Annotated in this window: 14 protein-coding genes; 1 reads left to right on the top strand and 13 read right to left on the bottom strand. The window is 40.3% G+C overall.

Translation table 11 applies throughout. The annotated features are described in order from the left end of the window. Positions 1–6: 6 nt before the first annotated feature. The 12 genes from Q8M62_RS02285 to Q8M62_RS02340 form a co-directional block, all read right to left on the bottom strand. Positions 7–2,790 carry an MBG domain-containing protein gene (locus tag Q8M62_RS02285; protein ID WP_304900010.1) on the bottom strand — a complete coding sequence of 928 codons (2,784 nt, stop codon included), beginning with the start codon at positions 2,788–2,790 and terminating at the stop codon, positions 7–9. 415 nt (positions 2,791–3,205) lie between these two features. Beyond that, on the bottom strand, positions 3,206–3,571 hold the full coding sequence (locus Q8M62_RS02290) for an AraC family transcriptional regulator (RefSeq protein ID WP_304900011.1): 366 nt from the start codon (positions 3,569–3,571) through the stop codon (positions 3,206–3,208). Between the two features lie 445 nt (positions 3,572–4,016). Then, the gene (gene guaA / locus Q8M62_RS02295; RefSeq protein WP_304900012.1) at positions 4,017–5,546 is read right to left on the bottom strand and encodes a glutamine-hydrolyzing GMP synthase; all 1,530 of its coding nucleotides are present in this window, start codon (positions 5,544–5,546) and stop codon (positions 4,017–4,019) included. 110 nt (positions 5,547–5,656) lie between these two features. Further along, entirely contained in the window at positions 5,657–6,658 is a 1,002-nt protein-coding gene (locus Q8M62_RS02300) for a phosphotriesterase (protein ID WP_304900013.1), read from the bottom strand. A gap of 94 nt (positions 6,659–6,752) precedes the next feature. Continuing rightward, positions 6,753–7,748, bottom strand: a complete 996-nt coding sequence (locus Q8M62_RS02305) for a ligase-associated DNA damage response exonuclease (RefSeq protein ID WP_304900014.1) — start codon at positions 7,746–7,748, stop codon at positions 6,753–6,755. Between the two features lie 24 nt (positions 7,749–7,772). Beyond that, on the bottom strand, positions 7,773–8,696 hold the full coding sequence (locus tag Q8M62_RS02310) for a hypothetical protein (protein ID WP_304900015.1): 924 nt from the start codon (positions 8,694–8,696) through the stop codon (positions 7,773–7,775). A gap of 275 nt (positions 8,697–8,971) precedes the next feature. Continuing rightward, a complete protein-coding gene (locus tag Q8M62_RS02315; protein WP_304900016.1) occupies positions 8,972–9,601 on the bottom strand; it encodes a flavin reductase family protein in 630 nt (209 codons plus the stop codon). Next, positions 9,598–10,041, bottom strand: coding sequence for a hypothetical protein (locus Q8M62_RS02320; protein ID WP_304900017.1), 444 nt, complete (start codon positions 10,039–10,041; stop codon positions 9,598–9,600). Before Q8M62_RS02320 ends, Q8M62_RS02315 begins: the two co-directional genes overlap by 4 nt. A gap of 18 nt (positions 10,042–10,059) precedes the next feature. Continuing rightward, the gene (locus tag Q8M62_RS02325) at positions 10,060–10,323 is read right to left on the bottom strand and encodes a hypothetical protein (RefSeq protein ID WP_092729224.1); all 264 of its coding nucleotides are present in this window, start codon (positions 10,321–10,323) and stop codon (positions 10,060–10,062) included. Between the two features lie 71 nt (positions 10,324–10,394). After that, positions 10,395–11,075, bottom strand: coding sequence for an SDR family NAD(P)-dependent oxidoreductase (locus Q8M62_RS02330; RefSeq protein ID WP_304900018.1), 681 nt, complete (start codon positions 11,073–11,075; stop codon positions 10,395–10,397). A gap of 110 nt (positions 11,076–11,185) precedes the next feature. Beyond that, a complete protein-coding gene (folE, locus tag Q8M62_RS02335) occupies positions 11,186–11,890 on the bottom strand; it encodes a GTP cyclohydrolase I FolE (protein ID WP_304900019.1) in 705 nt (234 codons plus the stop codon). Beyond that, positions 11,850–12,260, bottom strand: a complete 411-nt coding sequence (locus Q8M62_RS02340; protein WP_092729227.1) for a 6-carboxytetrahydropterin synthase — start codon at positions 12,258–12,260, stop codon at positions 11,850–11,852. Before Q8M62_RS02340 ends, folE begins: the two co-directional genes overlap by 41 nt. A 307-nt stretch (positions 12,261–12,567) precedes the next feature. Between Q8M62_RS02340 and Q8M62_RS02345 the strand changes: the two genes are divergently transcribed. Beyond that, positions 12,568–13,257 (top strand): murein L,D-transpeptidase catalytic domain family protein, encoded by a 690-nt coding sequence (locus Q8M62_RS02345; protein WP_304900020.1) that lies wholly within the window; start codon positions 12,568–12,570, stop codon positions 13,255–13,257. On the opposite strand, the gene Q8M62_RS02350 is transcribed toward Q8M62_RS02345, so the two are convergent. Beyond that, on the bottom strand, positions 13,258–14,910 hold the full coding sequence (locus tag Q8M62_RS02350) for a murein L,D-transpeptidase (RefSeq protein WP_305668005.1): 1,653 nt from the start codon (positions 14,908–14,910) through the stop codon (positions 13,258–13,260). Positions 14,911–14,941: the final 31 nt, after the last annotated feature.

Raw genomic sequence — 14,941 nt, forward strand, 5'->3', positions numbered from 1 at the left:
TTGATCTTAATTTCTAAATAGGTTCAAAAAGCCCCTCCTCACTTCTCCTGTTTTGGATAAAGTCAAAACCCAATAGTAGGTACCTTCCGGCATTGGCCTTCCGAGGAAAGTTCCATCCCATCTCTCGGAAGGATTGACGGTTGAATGCATAAGCTGCCCACTTCTTTCAAAAATCTGTATCCTGACACCTTCTATTCCTGACAGAGCAGGTACTCCCCATGAATCGTTAATCCCATCCTGATCTGGTGAAAATGAATTGAAAACCTCAATATCTCCCAAGCGGACAAATTCAGACTTCAGTTGAAACTGTTTTTGGATGACATTCCCTGCTCGATCCAAAGCCTCAACGAGGATAGAATACTGATTTTTGAATTTGCTGTCCCCAGTATTTTTCCATGAAAGCGAATTTCCATTGAGGACAAAGAGTGAATTATCGAGCGTTCCCTTGACAAGCGAGAGAGTATGAATCACATCAGCTTTGTCTATGACACTTAATTTCCCGATTTCTTGAATGGATTTTGGAGATCCTGGCTCAAATCGGTTATTGCTCAACAACATATCTTCGGGCGCAGGTTTGGCTAATATTTTAAGCGGTTGTGCGGCTTTCAGCATTTCAGTGTTTACAATTCCTTGCGGGAGTCCAACTGATCCATATAGTAGGCATGTCCCCACTTCCATCAGGTTCAATTGATTTGTTTGCCAAGTCACGCCCAATTCCAAAATCTGACCATCCTGAGTGAGCGCACTAACGAATTTGGGCAAAGCAGGTAGTTTAGACCATTCAGTTACAATTTCTGAAGGGTTAAAAATCAGGCTAAGTTCAGCCGGGATGATTTCTAAAAACGACTCTTTGAAAACCAGTTCATAATTGAAATCAGTCTGAAGGTTGCCTTGTCCAATCTGATATTTTCCAATTTTTTCTCCTGATTCCCTCATGAGGCTACCGGATAGTACCACGCTTATTTCATCAGGATTGATTCCGCTTACCAGAAAAGAAAGTTGCGGATCATCTTGTCCATAAATCTTTTGCTTTTCAATGGCTTCTACTACTATTTTTTTCTTGAAAATCTGAAAATGCGACCCATGGTATTCAATTTCATAATTTCCTCCCGCAGCCAAGGATCCAATTAAAATCTCATAAAAACCAACCTGCTCACCTAATTCTCTGATTAAATCCCCAGTGATTACTTCGCTACCATCATCATATTGGAATCCTTCTAGAATGTATTCAAGCATGGGGTCATCAGTACCAAAAAATTTACTTTGATCTGTTTTGGACGAAATTCTAAGCACGGCGGGGCTAACTGTCAGTGTCTGTTCCAGTGGAATGTTAGTATTATATACAGAATGACCAATTGCTTTTGCATAAATGGTAGTAATTCCTGCCTTCAAAATCATTGCTTGGTTTCCGGTGATTTTAACAACAGAGGTATCCAATGCGAAGTAGGAGATAGAGATTCCATGCGCATCTACTTCAGGCCCTAGTGTATAATCAGGATCACCGTAGCTTTTTTCCATCTCCGAAGGGAAATCTAAGCCCTGAGGAAATCTAAAAAGTTCCAATCCCGGAATTGGATTTTTACTTTCTTTCGCTCCTAGTTGATCATAAGTAATTGACTTAAGGAAAGGGTAAGAAATCAAAGCGTTCGACTCTGTTGGCTCCACAATTCCCCATATCTCGAAAAAATCCCAATTGCTGGATAACCATGAATCTTTTTGCTTGAGAATATTGGTCATGACAGCATTGCCTCCACCTGAATTGGAGCTCTGACCAGTCTTTTCGACATCCCAAAAACTATCTGAAATAGCTGAGTTTTTTTCAATTAATCCAACGAGTCCACCTACCTTAAATTCACCCAATAATTCTCCGGCAGCGTAGGAATGAGAGATTTGGGCATTACTCAATTTTCCTACCAACCCCCCTACAACTTCATCCGCTGATACATTGGCAAGACTATAGGAGTTTTGGATCATATTATTCGAAACGGAATGAAAGAGACCAATCAGTCCACCTGCCTCCAATGTAGCTTCAACATTTCCTGATGAAAAACACCTGTTGACATTAGTTTGATAGGCATTGCCGGCAATCCCTCCCCCACTTCTGAAAGCAGTGACTTGCCCTAATGAATAACAATCTGAAAACTGAGAATTTCCAATGGTCCCAACCAAGCCACCAACAAAGTATTTGCCCTCTACAATCCCATCAAATGAACAATTAGAAATGGTGATTTTGATTCCCAAGCCAAGCAATCCGCCAATGTCATTGGACGCTTTAACATGGACATCCTTTAGGTGGAGATTTTTGAACTCGGCATTTCCTGCTTTTCCAAAAAGACCAACGCTACTTTGATTGGGACGATTAATGATCAGATTTGAAATATTGAAATCATTCCCATCAAATATTCCAGAAAAATTAACAATTGGAAGCCAACCTTGACCTCCATTGGCAGACGCACTGGCAAACTGTTCGTATCCTTCAGTGTTCCTGTCGAGATTATTGATCAGGATAAAAGAGGAGGTGATATTTTCTCTCACAGAATGAAGTTCAGACCAAGTGCTGATCTTATAAGGATCCTCTTTTGTCCCTTTGCCAACAGAAAATTGAGCAAATCCAATGGTAGCATTTAGCAAAAACACACTGATCAAGAAAAGCTTGAACTTAGTAAATTCACAAAAAAAAGTATGCCTTGTTGGAATGCCTAATTTATTCTTTACCAGATTAAAAACCTGATTGAATAATACAGCGAAGAAGCCCAGAAGGTTTTTAATTGAATACAATACCTGTTCCATGCTTTGAATCATTTAAAACCAAATAAATACTCTTCTTTTATACAAGTTAAATTGGATTAACAACCGATACAAAGCTGACATAATTATTATATAATATTAAATTTAAACTGTTCCAAAAACTGCTTTTGAAACAATATTGAACACGAAAGTATTTTTAATGATTATAAAATGCGTTTTAATTATGGTTTAAAAAAAGAAGAAAATGTATGTTTTCCTCAATTTTACTTAGTCTAAAACATAAAAATGAAGCATAAAACGAGTCCTTTTTAAATTAAAAAAGAACTGATAAATAACGAACTTAAACCTTTAGAAATTCGATTTTAAAAAGTTTTATTGAATATTTAAAATTAAAAATCCCGTGACTTATAGACACGGGATTTACTAAAAATAACAAAACAACCCAACCTATTTTACTTCAAGCAGCTTGCGCTAAATATTTTTTCCAGTACTCACTGGGACAAATTCCAATCTCTTTTTTAAATACATTGAAGAAGGTGGTCCGTGAACTAAACCCCGCCTCTTGTCCCAAAGCCTCCAAGGTATAAGAGTCTAAAAAACCTTCTTCAATTCTTTCCTTTGCGTATTCAATCCGATACATATTGGTTAGCTCTTTGAAAGAATGACCGTAAAGATTATCCAATATCTGAGTAACGATCCGAGCTTGAACTCCAAGTTTTTTTGCAAATTCGCCAACGGTCAGACCATGTTGAAGGTAAATTTCTTCAATTACCAGAAGTTGATAAATTTTCTGAGTTAGTTCCAGTTCATCAAATTGCTCCAATACATCGTCGCTTTTTTGCTTGGTAGTTTTCTCGAATTTGTCGACTCCCTCATTTGACTCTAATTGTATAAGTTCAGGTTCTGAATAGGTGGTGTTTTCCCTTTCGGTCAAAAAGAAATAAATCAAACTAGTCAATGCAAAGGCTACAATGCCAGATATTAGAAAATATGGTGCAGTGATTAATTCCATTTGCTTCTTTATTCCTTAGCCTTAGAAAACTGGCGTTTAATTCGAAAATTACCTTGATGTTTGATTCTGTTTTGGACTTGATTATTCAGGCTTTTTTTATTTCCTTTTTCAATAATGAATTAAAAATATGTGGAATAATCCCATTCAGATGTATGCGTGTTTCGATTTGTAAATGAATTGCAGAATTGAAACCATAAAAAAAACCAGACTTTGGTAAGCCTGGTTTTTTTGTTTTCTAGGAGATCCTGCGAAATCCTTATTCCCACTCAATAGTCGCAGGTGGCTTGGAGGAGATGTCATACACTACTCTATTGACTCCTTTCACTCGATTGATGATTTCATTGGACATCTTGCCTAAAAACTCATAGGGAAGGTGAATCCAATCAGCCGTCATACCATCCACAGAACCTACGGCTCTCAGTGCTACTACACGCTCATAAGTCCGCTCGTCTCCCATCACCCCTACTGACTGGATCGGAAGAAGGATCGCTCCCGCCTGCCAGACCTGATCGTATAGTCCGTGATTTTTCAAACCCTGAATAAAAATATGATCAACCTCCTGAAGGGTTTTGACTTTTTCTTCAGTGATATCTCCTAGAATACGAATTCCTAATCCCGGACCCGGGAAAGGATGACGACCGATAATTGTCTCCACAATCTCTAGTGCTCGACCAACTTCCCGCACTTCATCTTTGAAAAGTGTATTTAAGGGTTCTACTACTGAAAGCTTCATGAAGTCAGGCAAGCCCCCTACGTTATGGTGAGATTTGATCGTGGCAGATGGCCCCTTCACAGAGACAGACTCAATCACATCGGGATAAATCGTGCCCTGCCCCAGCCATTTTACCCCTTCAATTTTATGTGCTTCTTCGTCAAAAACTTCAATAAATGCACGCCCAATCGCTTTGCGCTTTGCTTCGGGCTCTGTGAGACCGGCCAAAGCATCGTAAAAGCGTTTTTTCGCATCAACTCCAATTACGTTCAAACCCATATGCTTATAGGAGTCGAGCACTTCTTCGAATTCATTTTTGCGAAGCAGCCCATTATCCACAAAAACACAGGTCAACTGATCACCGATTGCGCGATGAATCAAAGTCGCAGCAACGGAAGAATCTACTCCCCCTGAAAGTCCCATGACCACCTTATCCTTACCGATTTTGGCTTTCAATGCCTCAATAGATGAATCTATGAAAATATCTGAAGTCCAATCCTGAGCACAGCCGCAAATTCCGACAACGAAATTCCTAAGAAGATTTTTACCTTCTGTAGAATGAGTCACCTCTGGGTGAAACTGAATTCCGTAGGTTTTCTCTCCTTCGACTTTAAAAGCCGCAACTTCCACTGAAGAAGTGCTAGCAATGATTTCAAAGCCTGATGGAAGCGTTTTGATCGTGTCTCCATGGGACATCCAAACCTGTGAACCATGTGTCATTTCCTTCAATAGGTCATGATGTAAGTCTATGTGGTCCAGATTAGCACGTCCATATTCACGAATCGTGGATGGAAGCACCTCCCCTCCATATTTGCTGGCTAAAAGTTGAGCCCCGTAACAAACCCCTAAAAGCGGGAGTTTTCCACGAAAAGCATCGATATCCAAATCCGGAGAACCTGCATCACGAACAGAACACGGAGAACCGGAAAGGATGACACCTTTGATGTCAGCGGTGATCTCAGGGACTTTGTTGTAAGGGTGGATTTCGCAATAAACGTTCAGTTCTCTTACTCTTCTCGCGATGAGTTGGGTGTACTGAGAACCAAAATCAAGGATGAGGATTTGTTCTGCCATGCGCAAAGGTAATCAGGCAAGGTGGCTTACTAAAATTCAGCAAAGAAAATTTGGGGGGAGATTTAAAGATTGGAAAATTGGAAAATTGGAAGATTATGATTGACAGGTATTTAGTCAATTTGGAAGGCAAGTTTGGGATTCTCGTTTAAAAGTAAATTCCAATCCAGATCAGTAAATCCTTTCTCATTTAAGACTGGAATCAGCTTTTCGAAAATATTGGTGAAGGGCTGAAAATCTCCCCCATTTGGTTTGGCTGGATCATACCACCCTGCATCATGCGAAATCAAAACGCGGTTCAAAAACCCGTTTTCTTTGGCAAAAAGTAAGCGATCGACATAGGGATCAATCGCCCAGCCGATCCCATCCAAACTGATCCAAACTCCCATTTCTGCAGCTTTTTGATAGTTTTCAAAATCCTGTTCAGCCTGTGCGTGGACCCAGACAAAAGCTGAGGGATCGACTCCCATTTCCTGAAGAACCCGAACTTCCTGAACTGCCGTTTTCCAGGTGCCAGTATGCGAAGCGATCGTTAGTCCGGTTTGCTGATGGGTCAGTCCGGCAGCTTTGACTAGCTTTTGATCGATTTGGGAAAGTGTATCGGCTTCATTCACCGAGATTTTAATAAACCCGGGTTTGATTCCAGTTCCTTCGATTCCGTTTTCAAACTCATCAATCCATCGAAAGGAAAGCTCTTCCGCAGATTCTGAATAGGCATGTTCTGGAAGATACTTCCCTCCCACTGCTCCGTAGTATCCTGTATTCGTCAGAATTTGAATACCCGACTTTTCACTGAGTTCTTTGAGCAAAAGTGGATCCTTTGCCAAAAATGAAGGCGTGCAGTCCAAAATAGTTTTAACGCCGTGTTTTTTCACCGCTAGCAGGTAGGGAAGCACTTTGGATACTACTGAATCCCGATGCCATCGGTCTGAATTAATCGAGTCTGCCCCGATGAAATCCACCAGCATGTGCTCATGAATCAAAGTCAATCCAAGGGAATCGACTGAGATCGGCCCAGTTACTGTATTAAGATAATCGTCAATATTATTTGTAGGAGGATTTTGACAGGAAGCTAAAAGGATGCTTAGAAGAATGGAAATCAATAACTTGGACATAAATAGTGAATTTGAATCTAGACCCAAGGTATCGGTGGATCATCAATTTTTCAATTTTTCAATCTTCGAATTTTTCAATCCTGCCTAAAATCCCTTATTCCACTTCCTCAACCCCAAAAAGGGTCTGTAATTCCACGGCGTTGATTCCTTTTTCTTCTTGCAGATATTTACCGAAAGCTGCTGTACTTCCATGGGTTAAATACACTTGTTCGGCCTCTGTTGCTTGTATTGCCTGAATCAATCCTTCCCAGTCCGCATGATCAGAAAGCACAAATCCCCGATCCGCAGCTCTCCGCCTTCTAGTCCCCCGTACACTCATCCATCCTGAACAAATCCCGGTACGATAAGGACCAAATCGCTTCATCCATGGAGTACCCATCGCTGATGGAGGTGCAATTATGAGTGCTCCTTTAAAAGTTGACTTGGACATTTCCTGCGTAACTCTCGGTACATCCCAAAGATCTATTCCATTTGAAATCAAAGCTTGATTGGTGTTCCAAACTGCCCCATGGACAAAGACTTCTCCCACACTTTGATCCAAATTTTGGAGAATCCGCTGAGCCTTCCCCAGGGAATAGGCAAAGAGGACTGAATTTCTGCCATCAGCAGCATTTTGTCTCCACCAAGAGTTGACCTGATTAAAGATTTCTGCCTGTGTCTCCCATTTGTAAATAGGTAATCCAAACGTGCATTCGGAGACGAATTCGTGGCATTTTACCGGCTCGAAGGGAGCGGAAAGCCCGTCATTTTCTACTTTGTAATCTCCGCTGACTACGGCAACTTGACCTTTGTATTCCATGCGAACCTGTGCTGATCCCGGAATATGACCTGCAGGATGTAGCGAGATTTTGACGCCATTTATTTCAAGTGTCTGACCATAATCCACCGTCTCCAAGCTGATTTCGGAGCCAAGTCTCAGTTTCATCACCTCAGCAGAATGATGATGCGCCAGATAATGATTCATCCCCCAGCGCGAATGGTCCGAATGCGCATGCGTGATCACTGCCAAATCCACAGGCCTCCATGGATCAATAAAGATCCCCGCAGGTGGGCAAAAAAGGCCAGAGTCGGTGAGTTCTAGAAGATTCAAAAGCTTATTTGATGAATTTTAATTTCAGCGGAGCTCATAGAAATATAGGGTTTGGATGTCTTTTTCAATAGCATTGGGGTCTTCACCCGGTTTGGAGAATGAAAACAATTTATCCTTTATTGAAAAGAGTTTTACCTCCAATTCACCTTCCCATAGTTTCTTCTCATTTTTAAAAATTTGATAAAAAGGCTTTTTATATTTTTTTACAATATTCATGAATTCTTCTCCTCCGACACTCTCCCTTGGCAAGCCATCCACTTCATTTTGCGGCGCAGCTCCTTCATACCAAGTCATTAAATATTCATTTGAAAAATGGAAATTCAAGAAGTCTGAGCCAGCCAAATTCTTAAAGAAACCAGCTAGGGGAGGATCATCTTCTAGGGTTGGCTTTACTTGTTTGAAATTTTTTCCAGGATTTAAATCCAACGTGTCAATTAATTCTAAATCTGGAAAAGAATAAGTATAGAGCTCTTTTGAATTCGGATACAGGGCAAAAAGCTTTGAATCCTTCATTTTTAAGACTGGTTCCATATTTAAGTATTCCCCAGGACTTTTAACCATTTCTGAAGTAGGAGGGAAACTGGCCTCTGCTACTATTTCCAAGAATGGATAATTCCTAATCTGCATAAATGGATATAAATTATCCTTTTCACTTTGATGGTACGATTTCTCGTCAGATTTATCTACTGAAAATGTATAGAGATAATTATCGAAAATATAACTGGACCTTCCGCCACCGACATTTCTGGTTATCAGTGTATATGGAGATTCTTTTTTTTCAATCAGTTCAAAATCAATTGTATATCTAAAAACATTCCAAAAATTCTGAACTATTATTTCATCATTTGAAATGAAATTTGCGGTAACAAAATACTGGTCACCCATTTGGTTTTTCCCATCACCCCTTAAAATCGAGGAATCAATAATCACTCCGTTGATATCAACCAAAAGAAATTCCGAGGTTTTAAAGTCATACATCAAAAAAGTAATTCCGTCAGGTGAAACATCCAAAACTGAAGGGACTGTGAGTCTTTCAATCATTAAACTGTCAAGAATTACCAGTTTAGGAACATAATCTGTTTCGGTTTTATCTTTCTTGGTTTCGGAACTACACGAAAAAAATAAAATTGAGATAATGGCTAAAATGAGTTTACACATTTCCGATTGGTTTTTTGTATATTTGAAATTAAAAAATTAATTCAAAAATCAAAAAATACCTCTACCTAAATCTCCTCGGGAAATCGATCTGCCTTAGCATAACTCAATCTCCCCAATTTTTTCCCCACATGATATTCATCCAAGCCGGAAACGGTGACGGTATCCAATTCATTCAGATCAAGGGATCCATCTTTGCGAAGGCCTTTTTCTTCAATGTAGATCGAATCGATCAAACCGATCAACAAAATAGTCTGATTGACCTTGAGTGTCTGCGTCTCTAACAGGGAGCAGGCAACTTTGACAGGACTGGACTTGACAAAAGGCGCAAAAAAACCATTCAGGTATTCATGTTCGATCCCCGTCGACTCAAATTCAGACACATCCCACTTAGCCGAGGCCCAGTGCGCTTCCTTATAAAATTCAGAATTCACATGATTTAACGTGAAAAATCCTGTGTCTAAAATATTGTCTAAGGTATGCCTGATCACAGTATTTGGTCTAAAAAGTATACCCAGCATAGGAGGATTTGCGCCAATATGAAATACCTGTGAGAAAGGAGCCAGATTTGTTTTGCCCTTGGAGTCTTGTGTTCCAATAAGATTGAGACTTTTGTATCCGGAGAGGCAGTTAATCAGATTCCTTCGATAGAATGAATCCGAAGCCAAAATTTCCTTTGAGTCAAAATGTCGAATCATAATTTGATCGCTTCCTCGATAGTATCGCAGTACTGGATATCAAGTTGATCGATGATGTTATCGGGATAAGTCTCAAGGATTTGTTGCTTGGCGATTTGAACCATTTTTTCAAACCATTTTTCAGCAGGAAGGATTTTTCGGTGAGTTTTTAAACCATAAGCAAGCATGTCCTTTTTCCAGTGGATAAAGTACCATTCCATGGTAGGCTGGTGAAAGGCTCTCAAAGATCTTTTGTCAAAAATGAATTTTTCAAAACTCCCTCCTTTGACAATTTTCCCAATCTGTCCAAAGGCTTCCTTGAAATCTTCTATAGGAATGTAGTCTGCAAGCAATTCACAGATTACGATTTTCTTTTCTGCACTAACCAAAACTCTTGCATAGCGCTCTTCATAAGCCAATTCAAAGTCTTGAATTTCGGACGTGTTTAATGTTTCATTCATAGCTAGCGTAGGTAAAGCTTAGTAAACGGAATTTTTACGTTGAGTAGTCACATGCGCAACTTCTTCTTTGAACTCCGACAGTCGTTGTTCAAGTACAGAAGCATATTCCAGCGTGGTACGCATCATGTCTTGTTGAGACTGAATTTGCTCCTTCAATCGATAAAGTTCTCGATTGACATCAGACAATTTCTCTTCGTATTGTTGTTTAAGCCGCTCTTTTTCAAGTTGCGCTTTCCTCAATTCTTCCTTGAAAAGAAGGAATGATTCAGGTGGAGTCTTCATAATCACAGCACTATTCTCTCGGGACCGTACCCATGGGTTAAGACAAAATGAACAGATAAATTGTTTAAATTTTACTTCAAATTAGACATTCCTCCATCGATATGGAGAATTTGGCCCGTCATCCAGGAAGATTTCGAAGAAAGCAAAAATGCAGTTGCTTCGGCGATATCCTCGGAAGTACCTATTCTCCCCAGGGGGTGTCTTTTATCTGAGGACTCCTTACGCTCAGGAGTAGAAAGCAATGCTGAAGCTAGCGGAGTTTCTGTCAAGGAAGGTGCAATGGCATTTACCCTGATTTTTGAAGGAGCCCACTCTGCAGCCAAAGATCTGGTTAGTCCTTCTACAGCACCCTTTGCCGAAGCAATTCCTGCATGAAAACCCATTCCCGTCTGTACTGCTACTGTACTGTAAAGCACCACCGAAGGACTGGAAGATTTCTTTAATCCTTTGAGGCAAGCTTGGAGCACCCTAACCGCTCCAAAAAAATTAATGTCCATCTCATTTTGAAAATCAGCAAGGGAAATCCTGTGGAATGGCTTCAGATTAATCGTGCCCGGACAGTACACTACGCCATCAATGACTTCAGGCAAACCGGGAATTTCGGTGAAGTCTACACTGGTGTCCAGTTCTTTGGTACCGTTTCCACTTTTGGAATATAAAAACAGATTAGCCCCAGCTTCACTTAACAAAGTCGCTGTTGCTTTTCCTATGCCAGAGTTCCCTCCGACGATTACAATATTTTTGTCCTTCATATAGGTTAATTTCTCTGATTAAAAGAGAATAACTGGTGTTTTTGTTTTATAAATCACAAAAAAAACCGGGCATTTGGCCCGGTTTCAATTGGTTTATTCAGAATGGGAAATTACTTCTTCAAACTGATGTATTTCAAGAACTCGTTGCGAGTTTGTTCTTCTGATTCAAATTTTCCTGAGAAAAATGAAGTGACCGTTGAGCTATTCGTGTCATTAACACCACGAGAGCTTACGCACATGTGATAGGCATCCATGATCACAGCCACGTCTTCCGTACCCAGGGCTTCTTTCAGTTCATTGCCAATTTGCATGGTCAATCTTTCCTGAACTTGTGGTCGCTTGGAATAGTATTGCACTATCCGGTTGATTTTAGAAAGACCTATTACATCACCGCTGGAAATGTATGCGACATGCGCCCGTCCATAGATCGGCACGAAATGATGCTCGCAGTGGGAATGAAAGGTGATGTCCTTCTCCACTAGCATTTGATTGTACTTGTACTTATTCTCAAAAAGCTTTGCAGCAGGCTTATTTTTAGGATTTAAGCCACTGAACACTTCCTTTACATACATCTTGGCTACACGATGAGGAGTACCCTTCAAGCTATCATCTGTCAGATCCAATCCCATGATATGCATAATCTCTCTGAAATGCTTTTCGATTAATTCGACCTTTAGGTCATCATCCATTTCAAATGCATCTTCTCGGAGCGGTGTCTCAAGTGAGGTTCCAACATGATCTTCTCCGATGTACTCGAATGAAGATCGGGCTATATCAATTCCCATCGTACTCAACATAGTTTCTTTCTGTTTCATAAAGTCGAATGATCAATTCGAATTTCCGATCAATCTTTTCCCTCAAAATATTCCAAATAACCACTGAGATGTTTTCGGCGGATGGATTGAGATTTTTGAATTCATCGGTATCCAGGTTTAAATTTTTATGGTCAAACTTATTTAAAACGTACTCTTTGATTAAATCACTGAGCACTTTCATATCATAAACGTATCCTGTACCAGGATCAATTTCTCCCTTGACTTGCACAATTAAATCGTAATTGTGACCATGGAAGTTTGCATTGTTACACTTGCCGAAAATGGCCTCATTTTGCGCATCAGACCACTCGGGATTGTTGAGACGGTGAGCAGCATTAAAATGTTCTTTTCTAAATACGGATACTTTCATTGATTATTCAAACAGCAGGTCTTTTCTTTTTGTTTAATTATTTCATTTTTCCTTTAAACAAATCAGTCAAATCTCTGCAAGTCAATTTATTAATTTAACTAAAGGCCTTGAAATTACAGATTAAAGGGAGGCTCCCAAAATATCTTTTCCATGTACCATTTCGAAAACCCTCTATCCACCAAATAAGGTTCCATTTTATTCTTTAGCTCTGGTGACAAAAATCACCTCCTATTTTTATGGCAATGTTTTTGACAATGAAGAAGATACCCTACATTTGAACATCACCTCATAAGTAAGCCAAATCTTCATGATCTCAGCAGGAATTCTAATTTCCTTAGTTTGGACTTTTACTTTTTCAGATCCAAACTCAGGTTCAAGCCCCACTCTAGTTCCACTAGAAAACAATCACTCTTCGGAAGTCATTTTTGAATCTTTAGCAAAAAAGCATCAAAACATCCCAAATCTGGAGGCATTAAATTATGCGCTTGAAGGATGGGAAAAACTCGAGCATCATCTGGACAAGCCATTGTTGACCGTTATCGATTTCAGTCTTCCTTCTACTGAAAAGCGACTTTGGGTCATCGATGTGGAAAAGAGAGAAATTCTACTCAACACAGTAGTCGCTCATGGAAGAAATACCGGTGAGCTCATGGCAAAGAATTTTTCAAATACCCCTGAATCCTTCCAAAGCAGCTTGGGATTTTATAAAACTGCAGAAACTTATCAGGGAAAACATGGGTACTCGCTTCGACTGGATGGGTTGGAAAAAGGCTTCAATGATCAAGCCAGGGCACGCGCCATTGTGATTCATGGCGCTGATTATGCGCGGGAAGAATTCGCAAAATCAACCGGCAGACTGGGAAGAAGCCTGGGCTGCCCTGCACTTCCTCCCGAACTGTCAGCAAAAGTGATTGATCTAATCAAAGAAGGCAGCTTGCTTTTCATTTTTGGAAAAGACCAAAATTACTTGAGCCAATCCACCTTGGTTCAGCCCTGATTATTTCCTGAGCAAAGTTAATATCTCCGCGTCTCTGTTGTAAATGTCCTGTCGAAAATGGGCTTGACCTTTCGAATCGGCCCAAAAAGTCAAATAAACCAAGGCGACGGGAATTTTTCGATTGAGGTTGACTATTCGCTCAGATTTTTGATTCATAGCTTGGTTGATTCTTTCGTCGGTCCATTCCGGCATGTCGCTGAGTAGGATTTTCGCAAATTCCGTGGGGTTTTGTAGGCGAATGCAGCCATGACTAAGTGCACGATCTTCTCTGTCAAAAAGGGCTCTCGTCGGCGTATCGTGGATATAAACACTGAACCTATTGGGAAACATAAATTTCACAAGGCCTAGTGAATTGCTTCCACCGGGCCTTTGGCGGATCATGTAAGGAAAAGATTTATTGGACCAATTAATTGTACTTGGGTCTACCGGTTGTCCCGAAAAGGTTACCACCTCCATATTTTTTTGCCGGAGGTAATCCGGATTTTTGCGAATGGCCGGAATGATTTCATTGCGAGCGATCGAGTTGGGAATATTCCAATAGGGGCTGAATACAATATAACTCATCGCTGCCGAAAAAATTGGAGTAGCATGATACTGCTTCCCTACAATTACTTTAGATGAAAATAGGGTATCAAGCTTGTAGATATAGTCAAGCCGGTAGTTTGCAATGTTCACCAAGATGATTTCAGCTTCTTTCAATGTGTCAGGAAGCCACCTCAGCCGCTCCATGTTGACTGCAGCCCGGTCCAGAAGAACATTTGGCGAATTGTTGATCCCAGCAATCGAATTTTTACCCAATGCTCCATCAGGTTCCATTCCGTTTTTACGCTGGAATTCCTTAACTCCTTCAAAAAGTAAAGAATCATATACTTTGGGGTTTTCCGTTTCATAGTGCCCCATATATCCCCAAAATTGGAGGCGCTGTCGTATAACCGGAATTGAATTGTTACTTTCTCCTACTTTGATGGTTTTATCTATTTTTATAGGTTTCCAATTCAGTGAGTCCACCTTACTTTTCTCATCCAGCTGCCTGATTACCTCGCGCCCTCGTTTGTAACTAGTGAATTTGGGATAAATCGTTTCCAAATTTCTTCGGATTTCCCCCGATGCCAGCGAAACGGAGAGTAAGTCACCATAATTTACTTTTTGCGGTTTCCGTGCTATTTCCCAAGTCGATTTGAGAAGTGCAGGATTCACTTTTCCCCGTTCCAAATGAGCGGCAAGCTGAAAAAAAGCATCACTTAGCAAAAGCTCCAAATCAACAAGTTCTCCCAGATCATTGGATACTTTGTTTTTTTTGTTGGCTTCAAAAGTATTGAAAAAGGTATCAATCAAGCCTAAATGGTATTCTTGAGGGTCTAAGCCGTCAAACTTGGATTGGCGGATTTCAAATCTTAACTCATAGGCCAATTCAGTCAGGATCCCATCAGATGACCAGATTTCGCGGAATTCCCGATTTGAATAAAAGGAAAAAATATCTCCGGAGGCACTCAAGTTTTGATTTCGGATGGAAAGTGATCTACCCGGTTGAATACTCTCCAGTTTGAGTCGGATTTGATCTTGTAAGGGATCTTGATCACCGTGAGTACTTGCCAATAGAAATAAGGGCGAAAATCCCAAAAATAGGATAAAAGTGATTTTCCGAATCATCATAAGTAGTCTACAGTAAGTCACTGTAAAACTA

The organism is Algoriphagus sp. (assembly GCF_030694375.1).
GTDB lineage: Bacteria > Bacteroidota > Bacteroidia > Cytophagales > Cyclobacteriaceae > Algoriphagus.